Origin of the sequence: Stappia taiwanensis (genome assembly GCF_014635285.1) — a bacterium.
Lineage (GTDB): Bacteria > Pseudomonadota > Alphaproteobacteria > Rhizobiales > Stappiaceae > Stappia > Stappia taiwanensis.
The window spans coordinates 215697-231498 of record NZ_BMCR01000002.1 but is presented as its reverse complement, the minus strand read 5'-3'; the positions used below and the strand labels follow the sequence as shown (position 1 = coordinate 231498).

Below are 15802 nucleotides of genomic sequence, written 5' to 3'. Positions count from 1 at the left end.
AATGCTGCGGGTCACTTAGCAGACGCGGCGTCTTGGCTCAATGCGCGCGAAATACCAGGAGGCGGCGAGCAGTGGCACGATGGCGAAGGGCAACAGCCGCCGGGCGCCCATGACGCCGAAGATATAGGCGGTGGTGGCACCGGTGAAGAGTTGCTCCCAGATCATGCGGTAGGAGAAGTCATGGGCATGCCAAGCCGCATAATAGGCGCGCAGTTGCAGGTAAAACAGGAAGGCCGAGAACCCGGCGGTGGTCACCGTCAGGCAGATCAGCATGGCGGCGAAGCGGGCCGAACGGTGCGGCCGGCGCAGGGTCACAAGGCGGGCAATACCCCAACTGATCAACCCGCCGGTGAAGCTGCCGGTGGCATAGACGGCGATCACGGCAAGCGAGCGGCCGGACAGCGCCTCCTCCCGGCCAAGGGTGAGGGCGGCCGCCAGGCCGGCGATGATCAGCGTCCAGACAAGCGCGAACAGAAAGGGGCGCACGGTGCGGTCGATCCTTGTTGCCAAGATAGGCTTCCGGCCAGGAGGGCTGGCGCGAAGCTAGCTGACCCTGCCGCGCCCGTCCGGTCAAGCGGGAAGCCTGCCGCGCGGCGCGCGCCGTCTTTCGCGACGCGCGCGGCTTGTCGCGGCTCAGCGTACCGCTTCGGCCGCCGTGCGGATGGCGTCGATATTGGCGCGGTAGCCCTCCACACCCTCGCCCTTGAACACGGCGGAGCCGGCAACGAGCGCATTGGCACCGGCGGCGGCCACCAGCGGGGCGGTTTCCGGGGTGACGCCGCCGTCCACCTCGATGTCGATCGGCCGGTCGCCGATCATCGCCTTGATGCGGGCGACCTTGTCGACCATGGCGGGGATGAAGGACTGGCCGCCGAAACCGGGATTGACGCTCATCACCAGCACCAGGTCGAGCCGGTCGAGCACGTATTCGATGACGCTTTCCGGCGTTGCCGGGTTGAGCGACACGCCGGCCTTCTTGCCCAGTGCCCGGATCGCCTGCAGCGAACGGTCGAGATGCGGGCCGGCCTCGGCATGCACGGTGATGATGTCCGAGCCGGCCTTGGCGAAGGCTTCCAGATAGGCATCGCACGGGGCGATCATCAGGTGGGTGTCGAACACCTTGTCGGTGTGGCGGCGCATGGCGGCGATGACATCGGGGCCGAAGCTGATGTTGGGGACGAAATGACCGTCCATCACATCGAGATGGATCCAGTCCGCGCCCGCTTCCACGACGTCGCGAACTTCCCTCCCGAAGGCGGAGAAGTCGGAGGCGAGCATGGAGGGGGCAATGGCGAGCGGGCGTGTCATGTCAGAAAGGCTCCGGGAAGCGGCGGGTCAAGGGATGAGGCGCGGCTATCATGTTGCCCGCCCGCTCACAAGTGTTTTGCGGTCCGGTGCCAGTCAGCTTGGCCGGTCTCGGGCGGTCAGAGCGCGCCGGTGATCGCCAGGAAGCGGCCGTTCGGCCCTTCGAAGCCGATGGTTTCCATCTGGATCAGAACGGCAAAGCGCGGCGTGCCCGCTTGCGGATGGTGGGTGACGACCCGTTCGATGCGATAGCGCAGCGGGCATCCTCGGCTTTTGGGCACGCGTGTGTCCTCGTTGAGCACCCGGGTGCCGGCCTGGTCGGTGAGAAGCAGGCGAAAGCCGCGGACCTCGCCGAAACCGCTCGGGCACGCGCTCTGCGCCGGAACGGCGATTTCCTCAAGGGTGAGGCGGAGCGGCGTGTCGCTGGTCGGGGCGATCATGCGCGGCAGGACCAGCATTTCATGGGGATTGGCGGAGAGTTCCGTAGGGGGATTGTGGCCGACGGTGCGCCCGTGGCCGGCGATGTCGCTGGCGGCAAGGGTCTGGCGGGCGGTGCGGGCGTTGGCGGCGCGGGTGCGGGCAAGCTCTGCATCGAAATCGACCGGAACGCTGTCGTCGATCTCGTCAAGACGGCGAAACGGGCTGCCGCGCACCCAACTGTCGCGGGCGGTGTCGATCACATAGATGTTGGAGTAGGGGAAGCCGGAGCCATCCTGGATGCCGTATTCCTCGAAGGCGAAATGATCGCCGCTCGCGGAAAAGCCGAGAACATCGACCTTCGCGAAATCGCCGGCGCTTGCCTGTGTGGCCGGCAGGAGGAGCGTCGCGGCAAGGGTGAGCGCGGATAAAATGCGAGCGGACATGATCAATCTCCATTGGCGACTTGCACCGGGAGTATAACAGCGGCACAACACAGGCGCCGTGATGCCGATCACGGTCGTGTTACTGCGAAGCGCGCAGCCGCGCCGCCAGCGGTCCGAGCAGCCACGGCAGGAGATAGATAGGCAGTTGCGCCAGACCGAAATACAGCCAGGCAAGATCCGGCAGGCTGCCACCGAGGGCGGCGACAATCAGGCCCATGTTGCGATTGCCGGCCGCATGGGCGACGACGAAGGCCTGGTCGCGCCGGCTGGCGGAAAACGCCAGCATGGTCACGCCCATTTGAAACAGGGCGACGGCGAAGGTCAGCGCGCCGATGCCGACGGTCAACAGCGGCGCGGCCTGAAACCGGGCGCTGACGCCATCCATCACCGCGACGGCGAAGACGAAGAGAATCAGAACATTCAGGCCGTCGATATGCGCCTGTGCGGTGGCAATCCTGCGCCCACCGGCCAGACGGCGGAGGGCGTAGGCCAATCCGGCCGAGGCGGCGAGCAGCAGCACGAGCCGCAGCGCCAGTGCGGGCGCGTCGATCGGCAGAGCGTCGCCGAGAATGAAGGTGCCGATCAGCGGGGCGGTCAGCGGTGTCAGCAGCATGGTGATGCAGATCAGCGCCAGCGCCAGCGCCGCGTCGAGGCCGATCAGGGCAATGAAGGCGGGCGCGGACATGATCGGCGGGGCGGCGGTGACGATGAAGGCGGCCAGCGCCAGATCGGGATAGCCCGCAAGCACGCCGCTTTCGCGCAACGCAAGGCCAAGGCCGACCGGCAGGATCACCAGCATCCACAGGCTTGCCGACATCAGGAGCCAAGGCCGGCGGATATGCGCCAGCACGGCGGCCGGTTCGACCCTCAGGAAGGCAAGCACCAGCAGCACGAAGATCGCCTCTTCGACGAAGGGGCGGAACAGCGCCGAGAGCTGCGGCAGCATCAGACCGAGCAGGGCGCTGATGGCTACGGCCCGGGTTCCCTGACGGCCGAGCCATTCAAGCGCCTGTGCGGGAAGGGTGACGGCCCGCATGGCGGCTCCCGTGGCTGGGGCGCGGGGACCGTTGAGCAGGGTTGGACCCGCCCGGCGCGCGCGGTGGTGAGAAGACCAGTATCGGCGAGCCCGGTGATTGCTGGCAAGGCGCTTGTGCGACCTGTGGACGTGGCGCATGCGTAGCGTCGATGTCATCGTGCTTGGCGCCGGTATCGCCGGGATCTCCGCTGCCCTGCATCTGCAGGCGCGGGGCCGCCAGGTTCTGCTGCTCGACCGGGGGCCGGCGGGCGAGGAAGCCTCGCGCGGCAATGCGGGCGTGATCGCCCGCGATGGCTGCATCCCGCATCGGCTCAGCGCCAGCCCGATGGTGCTGGGCGCGCAGGCGCTGGGCCTGCGCTCCGACGCTCATGTGAGCTGGTGGGGGATGCGCCATCATCTGCCGTGGCTGCGGGCGTTCCGGGACGCCTCCGCGTCGGTGGGCGTCAGCCGCTATGTGCGCGCGCTGGCGCCGGTGCAGGCGGCGGCGGTGGGCGAGCATCTGGCGCTTGCACGGGCGGCGAATGCGCTGCGGTTCTTCCGGCCGACCGGGCTGGTCAAGCTGCATGACGCGCGCGACGCAGAGGCGGCGGAGCTGGAGGCGCATTTCGCGCGGATCTACGGCACCGGCTACAGCGAGCTGTCCTCGGTGGAGCTGGCCCGGCTAGAGCCACATCTGGTGGCGCGCGGTCTGCGGGCGGTCTATTGGCCGGACGGGCAGTCCGTTTCCTCGCCAGGCGGGGTGACCAAGGCCTATGCACGGCTTTTCCGTGAGCGGGGCGGCATCATCGACACCGGCGATGCGCTGTCGCTGACCGGGGCGCATGGGGTGTGGAGCGTGCGCGCCAGCCGGGGCGCGGTCGAGGCGGGGACGGTGGTTGTGGCGCTGGGCAGTTGGTCCGCCGACCTTTTGACGCCGCTTGGCTACGCATTTCCGCTGGCGGCGCTGCGCGGCTATCACCTGCATCTGCGCGCCGCCGCCGGTGCGAGCCTGTCGCGGCCAGTGGCGGATGTTGCCCGGGGCTTCGTACTGTCGCCGATGGAGCGCGGCATTCGCCTGACCACCGGGGTGGAGCTGGCACCGCGCGATGCGCCGGCGCGACCGCGTCAGATGGCCCAGGCACTGGCCGCCGCGCGGGAGATCTTCCCGCTGGGCAGCCCCGTCGATGCGGCGCCCTGGCTCGGCGCGCGTCCCTGCCTGCCTGATAGCTTGCCGGTGATCGGTCCGGCGCCCGCCCATCCCGGTCTGTGGTTCTGCTTCGGCCATGCGGACACGGGCTTTGCCCTCGGTCCGGCCACCGGCCGTCTGCTTGCCGAAATGATCGCCGGGGAAACGCCCTTCGCCGATCCGGATCCCTTCTCCGCCCGCCGCTTCGCCGCCGGCTGGGAGATGCTACGTTTCGCGTAGGGGCAGGGCGACCGTGTGCTTCACGGTGTGAACGACGATCCGCGACTGAACGTCGGAGACCAGCGTGTTGTCCAGCAGCTTCAGCCGCAGGAAATCGTCGTATCCCTTGATGTCGTCGGCGACCACCTTGATCAGGTAGTCGACCGCGCCGGTGATGCGTTCGCAGATCACCACCTCCTGCCAGCGTTGCACCAGCTTGTCGAAGGTCTCCATGTTGTCGCGGCTCGGCACGGTCAGCTTGACGAAGGCGTAGGCGACGAAGCCAAGGCCGACGGCTTCCCGATCGACGACGGCGACGATCTGCCGGATCACGCCGCTTTCCTTCAGCTTCTTGATGCGGCGCCAGCAGGGCGTCTGGCTCATGCCGGCCTCGCGGGCGATGTCGGCGATGGACAGGGAAGCGTCACGCTGAAGAATCCGCAGGACACGAATGTCCGATGGGTCGAGAAGATTTTTTTCGCTCATCTTTGTCTATCTGGAAGGAATGTTCGCTTTTTATGGGTTTGGCGATCAGGTTAGCACAGAAATCGCCCAAAAGAAGAACCATATTAGGCAAAAGAAATTTACGCCGGGCGCCCGGCCTCCAGAGCTTGCGCCCGCGACGGAGGAGGAGGCCGTCGTATGAACGCCATCACCAAGACCATTGCGCTCGACGACAAGTATGTTGCCACCCGTGGGCGTGTCTACCTCAGCGGCATTCAGGCGCTGGTGCGCCTGCCGCTCGACCAGGCGCGGCTCGACGCCGAAGCCGGATTGCGAACGGGTGGGTTCGTGTCCGGCTATCGCGGCTCGCCGCTCGCCGGCTACGACACGGAACTGACCCGCGCCCGCCGGCATCTGGCCACTTCGCATATCCATTTCACGCCGGGGGTGAACGAAGAGCTGGGCGCAACGGCGGTCTGGGGCTCGCAGAAGCTCGGCCAGCAGGGGAAGGGCACCGATTACGACGGGGTGTTCGGCATCTGGTACGGCAAGGCGCCCGGCGTGGACCGGGCCGGCGACGTCTTGCGCCAGGCCAATGCCAGCGGCACGGCGCCGCATGGCGGTGTGCTGGCGCTTGCCGGCGATGACCATCTGGCCAAATCCTCGATCCTGCCGGCGCAGTCGGAGTTCTTCTTTGAGCATGTGGAAATGCCCGTGCTCAATCCGTCCGACATTCAGGAAGTGCTCGACTTCGGCCTGCATGGCATCGCCCTGTCGCGCTTCTCTGGCCTGTGGAGTGGCATGATCTGCCTTGCCGACACCATGGATGCCTCGGCGACGATTTCCGTCGATCCGCGTCGGCTCACCTTCATTCGGCCGGAAGACCGCGACCCGAGGCTGCATGACGACCTCAACCGGGTGCTCTTGCTGGGCAACCGGCTGGAGACCGAGCGGCTCCTGCGCGACATCCGGGTGCCGGCGGCCCGCGCCTATGTACGCGCCAACGGTCTCGACCATGTTGCCTTCGGTGCCCGCAAACCACGTCTTGGTATCGTCGCCACCGGCAAGGCTTACCGCGATCTGCGCCAGGCGCTGGACCTGATCGGCGTCGATGAGGCGCGGGCGCGGGACATCGGCCTTGCCATTTACAAGGTGGCGATGCCCTGGCCCCTGGAGCCGATCGGCCTGTCGAATTTCGCCCGCGGCATCGAGCGGCTTCTGGTGGTGGAGCACAAGCGCGCCTTTCTGGAGCCGCAGATCAAGGAACTGGCCTATGACTGGCCGGACCATGCCCGGCCGCGCATCTGGGGCAAGAAGACGCCGGAAGGGGCGCCCTTCCTGTCGGACGTGCTGGAACTGGCGGTGGCCGAGATCATCCCGGCGCTGATCGCCTTCCTGCCGAAGGACTTTATCTCCGCCGAGATGCGGGCGGTGGTGGAGCGGATGAACCGCCAGGTGATGTGGTCGCAAGGCCACGCGGAACGGGCGGCAAGGGTGCCGTATTTTTGCTCCGGCTGTCCGCACAGCACCTCCACGGTGATCCCGGAGGGCGCACGGGCGCTGCCGGGCATCGGCTGCCATGCCATGACGGAGGTGGCGGGGCGGACCACCGATGGCCAGATCGCCATGGGCGGCGAGGGCGTTCTGTGGGTCGGGCAGGTGCCCTTCTCCAAGGATACCCATGTGTTCGCCAATGTGGGCGATGGCACCTATTTCCACTCGGCCATTCTCGCCATCCGTCAGGCCGTCGCGGCGAAGGTGCCGATCACCTACAAGATCCTCTACAACGATGCGGTGGCGATGACCGGCGGCCAGCCGATCGACGGCACCCTGACCGTGCCGCAGCTTACCCGCCAGCTCGAGGCGGAGGGCGTGGAGCGGATCGTCGTCACCGCCGAGGATCCGGATGCCTATCTCGGCCGGCACGATCTGGCGCCGGGCACGCCGGTGGTGCACCGGGACGAGTTGATGTCGGTGCAGAAGGAGTTGCAGGAGTTCAAGGGCGTTTCGGTCATCATCCATGACCAGACCTGCGCGGCGGAAAAGCGGCGCCGGCGCAAGCGCGGCACCTATCCCGATCCGGACCGCCGGCTCTACATCAACGAGCGGGTGTGCGAGGGCTGCGGTGACTGTTCGGTGCAGTCCAACTGCCTGTCGGTGGAGCCGGTGACGACCGAATTCGGTGAGAAGCGGCGGATCAACCAGTCTTCCTGCAACAAGGATTATTCCTGCGTGAAGGGCTTTTGTCCCTCCTTCGCCTGGATCGAGGGGGCGGAGCTGCGCAAGGCCGACAGCGCCAGGGTGGATGTGGATGCGCTGCTGGCCGGGATCGGCGAGGCGGAGCGCGCGCCGCTGGACACCACGCTGAACCTTCTGATCGCCGGCATCGGCGGGGCCGGGGTGACCACCACGGCGGCGGTGCTGGCCATGGCCGCTCATGTGGACGGGCTTCAGGCCTCGACACTCGACATGACCGGCCTGGCGCAAAAGGGCGGGCCGGTGACCTCGCATGTGCGCTTTTCCACCCTGGACCGGGCCATCGAGGGGCCGCGCGTTCCCACCGCCAGTCTCGATGTGCTGATCGCCTCCGACATGGTGGTCGCCACCAATGCGGAACAACTGGCGCTGATCGACCGCTCGCGCACAGCCGGTTTCGCCAACACCCGGGTCGCGCCGACGGCGGAATTCGTCATGAAGCAGACCCTGTCCTTCGATGAGGTCAGGATGCGCAAGACGCTGGAGGAAGCCTGTCCGCTGTTCCATGGCTTGGACGCGGCCGGGCTTGCCGAGGTGCTGTTGGGCGATGCGATCTTCGCCAACATGCTGCTGATCGGCATGGCCTGTCAGGCCGGGCATCTGCCGCTGTCCGCCGCCGGTCTTGAGGCGGCGATCCGGCTGAACGGGGCGGCGGTGGAGGCGAATTTGCGGGCGTTCCGCGCCGGCCGGGTGCTGGCGGCGGCGCCGGACACGCTGCTGTCGCTGCTGCCGCAGGGCGAAAGCCAGAAGGAAGTGGGGGGCGAGATGGATCTCGAGACCCGCATCGCCTTCCTGTCGCGGGAGCTTGCCGCCTATCAGGACGCGGCCTATGCGCGCCGGTTCGATGCGGTGATCGAGCGCCTGCGGACGCGGGATGCGGAGCTTGGGCCGGGCACCATGCGCCTGACCCGCATTGCCGCCGACATGCTGTACAAGGTGATGGCCTACAAGGACGAGTACGAGGTGGCGCGGCTTTATTCCGACCCGGCGTTCCGGGAAGGGCTGGCCGCGCAGTTCACCGACCCGCGCAAGGTGCGGGTGATGCTGGCGCCGCCGCTGATCTCGCGCGGCCTCGATCCGAAGACCGGTCGGCCGCGCAAACTGGCCTTCGGTCCGTGGATCTTCACCGCCTTCCGCCTGCTGGCGAAGATGAAGGGGGTGCGTGGAAGCTGGGCCGATCCCTTTGGGCGCACGGCGGAACGCAAGGCCGAACGGGCGCTGATCGAGGCGTATCTGGCCGATCTGGAGACGGTCACCGGGCTTGTCGGTACTGCCAATTACGGTCTGCTGGCGGAGATCGCCCGGGTGCCGGATCTGGTGCGCGGCTTCGGTCCGGTGAAGGAGGGCAATCTGGCACGGGCTGAGGCGCGGCGGGCCCAGTTGTTCGCGCGGCTGGACAAGGAGCGCGAGGAGGGGATCATCGTCGCGGCCGCCGAGTAACGGCCGGTCGAGTAGCGGTCAGTCGCGTAACGGTCAGGCGGAAAAGCGGTCGTGCCAGGTGGGCGCGACATCGCCGGGCGCGGCGCTGGCGGCATGAACGCCTCGGGCGATCGCCCGGCTCATCACGGCAGCCGCCACCGCGCCCAGTTCCACCGTTTCGGCGAGCGGATCGCGCGGCTTGCGCTGGCCCGTCGACAGGGCGAACACCAGATCGCCGTCAAGCGCGGTATGCGCCGGCCACAGCGCCCTGGCGAAGCCGTCATGGGTCATCACTGCCAGGCGTTTCAACTCGGCCTTGGTCAGATCCAGGTCGGTGGCGATGACGGCGATGGTGGTGTTGGCGCCCTCGTTGAGGCCGTCCAGTTTTGTGCGCAGGCGCGCACCGTCCTGCGGAAAGGGCGCCGGCCAGCCAAGGCCACCGAATTCGCCGTCTTGTTCGAAGGGCGCGGCCCAGAAATGCGGCGTGTCGCCGATGGTGGCGCTGCCAAGGGCGTTGACGGCAACGAGGGCGCCGATGGTCGCGCCGCTGTCGAGCCGGGCGGAGGCCGAGCCAAGCCCGCCCTTCAGCGTGGCGGTGGTGGCTCCGGCCCCTGCGCCGGAGGTGCCAAGCTCGAAGCCGGGTGCTGCGGCCTTGACCGCTTGCCGGCCGAGATCGCGATAGGGTGTTGCTTCCCCCCAGTCCTTGTCGCCGCCGTTCAGCAGGTCAAACAGGATCGCGGTCGGGGCAATCGGCACCCGGGCGCTGCCGATGGCAAATCCGCGCCCCATGGCGGCGAGTTCCGCCTGAACCCCCGCGCCGGCATCCAGCCCGAAGGCGGAGCCGCCGGACAGCACCAGCGCATCCACCTCGTTGACGGTGAATTGCGGGTCGAGCAGGGCGACCTCGCGGGTGCCCGGCGCGCCGCCGTGAATGGCGACGGAGGCGGTGAAGGGTGCGTCGCCAAGAAGAACCGTTACCCCCGACTTCAGCCGGGGATTGTCGGCATTGCCGACCTTCAGCCCGGGAACATCGGTGATCAGGTTGCGGCGCATGGGCGGGGCTTTCCGTTGGACCGGGGGAAGGGCGGCTCGGCGGGTCAGATGCGGTGATAGGCGCGGTCGAGATAGATCAGTGCTGGCCCGCGCTGGCCGAGCGACAGGCCGACGATATGGCCGAAGACGACCGAATGGGTGCCGACTTCCGAAATCTCCGTCACTTCGCAGTCGAGCGCGACCCGGGCACCGTCCAGGATCGGCGCTCCGGTGGCGAGCCGGGTCCAGCGGGCAAGGGCGAAGCGCTCCTCCAGCGGCAGGTTGCCCTTTCCGGCGAAGGCGTTGGACAGGTTCTCCGCATGGGCGGGCAGCGTGTTGATGGCGAAAATGCCATTGCGCTTGATCGAGGCGTTGATGCGGGCCTGCCGGTTGACGCAGACCAGCACGGTGGGCGGTGTGTCGGAGACGGAGGTGACGGCGGAGACGGTGGTGCCGAACCGCCCACCAGGGCCGTCGGTGGTGGCGATATGGACGGCGGCGCCAAGCCGGCTCATGGCCTCGCGGAAGGCGGCGGCGTCGACCGGGCCCGTCGCTGCATCCGGTGCGCCTGGGCTGGTGACGGGTCCGTTGCTCATATGCGTCCTCGATTGCCTTGTCGCCCGGAAAGTCTCTGCCCGGCGAACTCCCTGGCGGGGCGTGACTTTAAAGAGTAGTCCGCGCCCGTTGCCAATTGGTTTCCCTCGGCTGCACGGGCCGGCTGCATGGGATGGTGCGCCGGCTCAGCCGGCCTTACCGAGAGAAGTAGCGGGCATGCGCCGGGAAATCCAGTCGATGAAGCGCCGCGCGGCGGGGCTGGGCGCGCGGGTCGCGATCAGCCAGTAGGCCCGTTCCCGGTTGCCGAGCGTGTCGGTGAGCGGGATCAGGTCGCCTCGGGTCAGCTCCGCCGTGATCATCGTCTCCACGCAGAGCGCCACCCCGTGGCCGGCGACGACGGCGCTGACCAGAAGGTTGAAATCGTTGAACACCGGCCCTTCCGAGGCAAGGGTGGAGCGCTGGCCATTGTCGCCGAGCCAGTCGCGCCAGTCGTCGCGCCGCTCGTCATGCAGCAGGCGGGCGCGGGCGATGTCGCGCACCGTCTCGAATGGCCCATGGGTGGCCAGATGGGCGGGGCTGCAAACCGGCCGGGTATGTCCCGACAGCAGGGGCAGGCACACCGGGTAGCGCTCCTGGGGCGGCGGCGTGTCGAACCAGTCGATGAGGATATCCGCATCCTGGGGCGTGCCATGCTGAGCATAAAGCAGGCGCAGCCGGATGGCCGGGGCGATCTCGCCGAAATCGACCAGGCGCGGGATTAGGTGTCGGGTGGCGAAGGAGGGAACGCAGGCGATCAGCAGCTCCGGGCGCCGTGCCGTTTCGGCGACCTCATGACAGACCGCGCCGATCCGCTCCAGCGCGTCGTTCACGGTGCTGGCGATCCGCTCTGCTTCCGGGGTTAGCTCGATGCGCCGTCCCTTGCGCCGGACCAGCGTGGAGCCGAACCAGTCCTCCAGGTTGCGCAGGTGGTGACTGACGGCGGCATGGGTGACGCCAAGCTCATCGGCAGCAAGGCCGACCCCGCCGGTGCGCGCCAGGGTGGCCAGGGCCCTGAGGGCATTGAGAGGGGGCAATTGTTTTGGCATTATACTTTAGTTTTTCTAACCAAAATGTCGGGAACTTTCAATTGAACCGGTGGTTCATATGTGACTTTTTTCTTCTTGGGAGATTTGGGAGGAATCATCAGATCATAGCAGCGGACCGTCTCGTTTGGCGCGGGTATTCCTTTTGGTGAATGCGCGCGACTGCGTGCCGGTAGACGTTTCTTGCGTGTGCCGCAGATTGGAACGCCGGTCCAAAACACGTGGGTTCTTGTTTGGGGTTGCGTTGCCGGTGCGTGAGCGCCCTATGGTGGCGGTCTGTTCTGCCGGCGCATGATGGCGTTCCGAACAGGAAGACTTCAGGGAAAGATTTTCTTTTCTGCGCAAGCGAAATTGAGAGGAATTGTCTCGCATTTGGGAGCTTGGTAAAGATTGCGAGTGTTGCGCCAAGGAGGAGCCAAGGCGCGGCGAGCTGAGAACGGCAAAAGCCACCAGCTTTTCAGAGGGATCACAGGGAAGATGGAATATTTTTTCCAGCAGCTGATCAATGGCGTCACGCTGGGGTCGATCTACGGCCTGATCGCCATTGGTTATACGATGGTCTACGGGATCATCGGCATGATCAACTTCGCACATGGGGACATCTTCATGGTCGGCGCCTTCATCGCGCTGATCCTGATCGTCGCACTGGGCATCACCGCGGCGACGCCGCTTTTGTTGCTTATCCTCGCCCTTGTGCTCGTGCTTGTCCTGGCCATGGCGCTGACGGCGATCTGGGGCTGGACGGTGGAGCGGGTCGCCTACCGGCCGCTGCGCGGGTCGTTCCGACTGGCGCCGCTGATCACCGCGATCGGTGCCTCGATCGCCTTGCAGAACTTTGTCCAGATCTCGCAAGGGGCGCGCAACAAGCCGTTGCAGCCGCTGATCTCGGGCGGGTTCTCGCTGAGCGACAGCGCGTCGGGCGGCGCGGGATTCGCGGTTCAGATCAGCTACATGCAGATCCTGATCATCGTCGTCACCGTGGTTCTGATGGCCGGTTTCACCCTGCTGATCAACAAGACCTCGCTTGGGCGGGCGCAGCGTGCCTGCGAGCAGGACCGCAAGATGGCCTCCCTGCTCGGCATCAACGTTGACCGCACCATTTCGCTGACCTTCGTGATGGGCGCGTCGCTGGCGGCGGTCGCCGGCCTGATGTTCCTGCTCTACTACGGCGTGATCGATTTCTACATCGGCTTCCTGGCCGGGGTGAAAGCCTTCACGGCGGCGGTTCTGGGCGGCATCGGCTCACTGCCGGGCGCCATGCTTGGCGGGTTGCTGATCGGCCTGATCGAGACCTTCTGGTCCGGCTATTTCTCGCTGGAATACAAGGATGTCGCGGCGTTCTCGATCCTGGCGATCGTACTGATCTTCATGCCTGAAGGCCTGCTGGGCCGGCCCGAAGTGGAGAAGGTCTAGGATCATGGCAGCGCAAAAAGACACCCTTCTCTCCGGCTCCGTGAAGGATGCCGGCATGGGCGGACTGGTGGCCTTCGGCCTGTTCTCCCTGATGATCGGCATGAAGACCGAAGTCGATATCGGCGGGTTGGCGATCGAGTATCGCTGGGGCGCCGTCGCGACCGCCGTCGCCGTCGTGTTCTTCGGGCGGCTCCTGCTCAATCTGTTCGTCTGGAAGAGCGAACGGCCGGTCACTGGCGTCGTCAGTGGCTTGATGCCGAAGGCGAGCGCCTTTTCCTCGGTCGCGCATCTGGTCACGCCGGTGCTGTTCGTGCTTGCCGTCACCCTGCCGTTCCTGCTGATGTACTGGCTGGGCGCGCGCGGATCGCGGCAGTATCTCGATCTGGCGATCCTGGTGACCACCTATGTCATGCTTGGCTGGGGGCTGAACATTGTCGTCGGCCTCGCCGGCCTGCTCGATCTGGGCTACGTCGCCTTTTATGCGGTGGGCGCCTATTCCTACGCGCTGCTGGCGCAGTATTTCGGGTTCTCGTTCTGGATCTGCCTGCCGCTCGCGGGCATCCTGTCGGCCTTCTGGGGGATCATTCTCGGCTTCCCGGTGCTGCGCCTGCGCGGTGATTATCTGGCGATCGTCACCCTGGCCTTTGGCGAGATCATCCGGGTGGTGCTGTTGAACTGGTACGAGTTCACCGGCGGTCCGGACGGGATTTCCGGAATTCCCCGACCGTCCTTCTTCGGCCTGGAGTTCACCCGGGGCGAGGGCGGTTTCGCCGCTTTCTTCGGCCTCGACTACAGCTCGATCCACCGGATCATCTTCCTCTATTACCTGATCCTGATCCTGGCGCTGGTCACCAACTTCGTCACCATGCGGCTGCGCAAGCTGCCGGTGGGGCGGGCCTGGGAAGCCTTGCGCGAGGACGAGATCGCCTGCCGCTCGCTCGGCATCAACACCACCAACACCAAGCTGACGGCCTTCGCGCTCGGGGCGATGTTTGGCGGGTTCGCCGGCTCGTTCTTCGCCACCCGGCAGGGCTTCATCTCGCCGGAGAGCTTCACCTTCATCGAATCGGCGGTGATCCTGGCGATCGTGGTGCTCGGCGGGCTCGGGTCGCAGATCGGCGTGGTCATCGCGGCGGTGGTGATGATCGGCGGCTTCGAGTTCTTCCGCGAGTTCGAGGAATACCGGATGCTGGTGTTCGGCCTGTTGATGGTGCTGATCATGGTCTGGAAGCCACGTGGTCTGATCTCGACCCGCACGCCATCCATTACCCTCAGTAAGGGCAAGGCCAAGGGCATTTCCGCAGATCTGGTACAGGAGGGCCACGGATGACCCGCTGGGACAACGATCCTGTGCTCACCGTCGAGCATGTCACCATGCGCTTCGGCGGCCTGGTGGCGGTGAACGATCTGTCGTTCAACGTTGGCCGGGGCGACATCACCGCGCTGATCGGCCCGAACGGGGCCGGCAAGACCACGGTGTTCAACTGCACCACCGGCTTTTACAAGCCGACGGAGGGTTGCATCACCATGCGCCGCAAGGCGGGGGCGCGCCATCTTCTGGAGCGCATGCCGGACTTCAAGATCTCGGCTACGGCCGGGGTGGCGCGGACCTTCCAGAACATCCGCCTGTTCGGCGGCATGACCTTGCTGGAAAACCTCTTGGTGGCGCAGCACAACCCGCTGATGGTGGCCTCGAACTACACCGTCGGCGGCCTGTTCGGCCTGTCCGGCTTTCGCAAGGCGGAAGGGGCGGCGGTGGAGCGGGCGCGCTACTGGTTGGCCCGTACCGACCTGCTTGCCCGCGCCGATGACGCGGCCGCCGATCTGCCCTATGGCGACCAGCGCCGGCTGGAGATCGCCCGGGCGATGTGCACCATGCCGGAGCTGTTGTGCCTGGATGAACCAGCGGCGGGCCTCAACCCGAAGGAAAGCGCGGACCTCAATGCCTTGCTGCATTACATCCGCGACAATCACGAAACCTCGGTGCTCTTGATCGAGCATGACATGTCGGTGGTGATGGAAATCTCCGACCATGTGGTCGTGCTCGACTATGGCGAGAAGATCTCCGACGGCACGCCGGAAGAGGTGAAGAACGACCCGAAGGTGATCGCCGCCTATCTCGGCGTTGCCGATGACGAGGTCGACCAGATCGAAGAGGAGGTGGGGCTGTGATGGAAAGGGAACCCCTTCTCAAGGTCCGGGGCGTGGAAACCTATTATGGCAAGATCGTTGCCCTGCGCGGCGTCGATATCGACGTGCATGAAGGGGAGATCGTCACGCTGATCGGCGCCAATGGCGCCGGCAAGTCGACGCTGATGATGACGATCTGCGGCTCGCCGCAGGCGCGCAACGGCAGCATCACTTATCTGGGCGAGGACATCACCAACCTTCCGACCCACGAGATCATGCGCAAGGACATTGCCCAGTCTCCGGAAGGGCGACGCATCTTTCCGCGCATGTCGGTGATGGAGAACCTGCAAATGGGCGCGGCGGTCGCCGACCCGGCGCATTTCCATGCCGATCTGGAGCGGGTGTTCACCCTGTTTCCCCGGCTGAAGGAACGTCAGGAGCAGCGCGGCGGCACCCTGTCCGGCGGCGAGCAGCAGATGCTGGCGATTGCCCGGGCGCTGATGGGGCGGCCACGGCTGTTGCTGCTTGACGAGCCGTCGCTGGGGCTTGCGCCCCTGATCGTCAAACAGATCTTCGATGCGATCGCCGAGTTGAACCGCACCGACGGGCTGACGGTCTTTCTGGTCGAGCAGAACGCCTATCATGCGCTGAAGCTCGCCCATCGCGGCTATGTGATGGTCAATGGCACCATCACCCTGTCGGGAACGGGCAGCGAGCTTCTGTCGCGGGAGGAGGTGAAGGCGGCCTATCTGGAAGGCGGTCGTCACTGAGGTTCGGGTTCGTGCTCCGCCCGGTGCCCGGGAGGATCCGGCATCGGGCGGGCGCGGCCCGGGAGCGCCCATGTGGGGGCGGCTCAAGCGATGTGCTGGAGCCACCCCGCGGC

14 protein-coding genes are annotated in these 15802 nt (G+C 66.3%); 6 read left to right on the top strand and 8 right to left on the bottom strand.

From position 1 onward, the window contains the following. Window positions 1–15 precede the first annotated feature (15 nt). The 4 genes from IEV83_RS04955 to IEV83_RS04940 form a co-directional block, all read right to left on the bottom strand. A complete protein-coding gene (locus IEV83_RS04955; RefSeq protein WP_181758711.1) occupies window positions 16–510 on the bottom strand; it encodes a hypothetical protein in 495 nt (164 codons plus the stop codon). 123 nt (window positions 511–633) lie between these two features. After that, the gene (gene rpe, locus IEV83_RS04950) at window positions 634–1308 is read right to left on the bottom strand and encodes a ribulose-phosphate 3-epimerase (protein WP_181758712.1); all 675 of its coding nucleotides are present in this window, start codon (window positions 1306–1308) and stop codon (window positions 634–636) included. A 116-nt stretch (window positions 1309–1424) separates the two neighbouring features. Continuing rightward, the gene (locus tag IEV83_RS04945; protein WP_181758713.1) at window positions 1425–2168 is read right to left on the bottom strand and encodes a DUF2259 domain-containing protein; all 744 of its coding nucleotides are present in this window, start codon (window positions 2166–2168) and stop codon (window positions 1425–1427) included. A 79-nt stretch (window positions 2169–2247) separates the two neighbouring features. Further along, entirely contained in the window at window positions 2248–3204 is a 957-nt protein-coding gene (locus IEV83_RS04940) for a sodium:proton symporter (protein WP_181758714.1), read from the bottom strand. Window positions 3205–3340: 136 nt separating this feature from the next. On the opposite strand from IEV83_RS04940, the gene IEV83_RS04935 reads away from it, so the two are divergent. Further along, window positions 3341–4609: an NAD(P)/FAD-dependent oxidoreductase gene (locus tag IEV83_RS04935; RefSeq protein ID WP_181758715.1), complete on the top strand. Its 1269-nt coding sequence runs from the start codon at window positions 3341–3343 to the stop codon at window positions 4607–4609. On the opposite strand, the gene IEV83_RS04930 is transcribed toward IEV83_RS04935, so the two are convergent. Continuing rightward, window positions 4595–5074, bottom strand: a complete 480-nt coding sequence (locus IEV83_RS04930) for an Lrp/AsnC family transcriptional regulator (RefSeq protein WP_181758716.1) — start codon at window positions 5072–5074, stop codon at window positions 4595–4597. The genes IEV83_RS04935 and IEV83_RS04930 overlap by 15 nt on opposite strands. A gap of 156 nt (window positions 5075–5230) precedes the next feature. Between IEV83_RS04930 and IEV83_RS04925 the strand changes: the two genes are divergently transcribed. Then, on the top strand, window positions 5231–8728 hold the full coding sequence (locus IEV83_RS04925) for an indolepyruvate ferredoxin oxidoreductase family protein (RefSeq protein ID WP_181758717.1): 3498 nt from the start codon (window positions 5231–5233) through the stop codon (window positions 8726–8728). A gap of 33 nt (window positions 8729–8761) precedes the next feature. Here IEV83_RS04925 and IEV83_RS04920 read toward each other — a convergent pair whose 3' ends face one another. The 3 genes from IEV83_RS04920 to IEV83_RS04910 form a co-directional block, all read right to left on the bottom strand. Beyond that, complete coding sequence (locus IEV83_RS04920) at window positions 8762–9760, bottom strand: P1 family peptidase (protein ID WP_181758718.1); 999 nt, start codon at window positions 9758–9760, stop codon at window positions 8762–8764. A gap of 44 nt (window positions 9761–9804) precedes the next feature. Further along, window positions 9805–10335, bottom strand: coding sequence for a flavin reductase family protein (locus IEV83_RS04915; RefSeq protein WP_209002978.1), 531 nt, complete (start codon window positions 10333–10335; stop codon window positions 9805–9807). A 144-nt stretch (window positions 10336–10479) separates the two neighbouring features. Beyond that, window positions 10480–11379: a LysR substrate-binding domain-containing protein gene (locus tag IEV83_RS04910; RefSeq protein WP_181758719.1), complete on the bottom strand. Its 900-nt coding sequence runs from the start codon at window positions 11377–11379 to the stop codon at window positions 10480–10482. Between the two features lie 474 nt (window positions 11380–11853). Between IEV83_RS04910 and IEV83_RS04905 the strand changes: the two genes are divergently transcribed. Genes IEV83_RS04905 through IEV83_RS04890 form a run of 4 tightly spaced genes read left to right on the top strand, consistent with a single transcriptional unit; the run spans window position 11854 to window position 15689 of the window. After that, the gene (locus IEV83_RS04905) at window positions 11854–12789 is read left to right on the top strand and encodes an ABC transporter permease subunit (RefSeq protein ID WP_181758720.1); all 936 of its coding nucleotides are present in this window, start codon (window positions 11854–11856) and stop codon (window positions 12787–12789) included. A 4-nt stretch (window positions 12790–12793) separates the two neighbouring features. Beyond that, complete coding sequence (livM, locus tag IEV83_RS04900) at window positions 12794–14119, top strand: high-affinity branched-chain amino acid ABC transporter permease LivM (protein ID WP_181758721.1); 1326 nt, start codon at window positions 12794–12796, stop codon at window positions 14117–14119. Further along, on the top strand, window positions 14116–14961 hold the full coding sequence (locus IEV83_RS04895; RefSeq protein ID WP_181758722.1) for an ABC transporter ATP-binding protein: 846 nt from the start codon (window positions 14116–14118) through the stop codon (window positions 14959–14961). The genes livM and IEV83_RS04895 overlap by 4 nt, the downstream gene beginning before the upstream one ends. Further along, on the top strand, window positions 14961–15689 hold the full coding sequence (locus IEV83_RS04890; protein ID WP_181758723.1) for an ABC transporter ATP-binding protein: 729 nt from the start codon (window positions 14961–14963) through the stop codon (window positions 15687–15689). Before IEV83_RS04895 ends, IEV83_RS04890 begins: the two co-directional genes overlap by 1 nt. Window positions 15690–15802 lie beyond the last annotated feature (113 nt).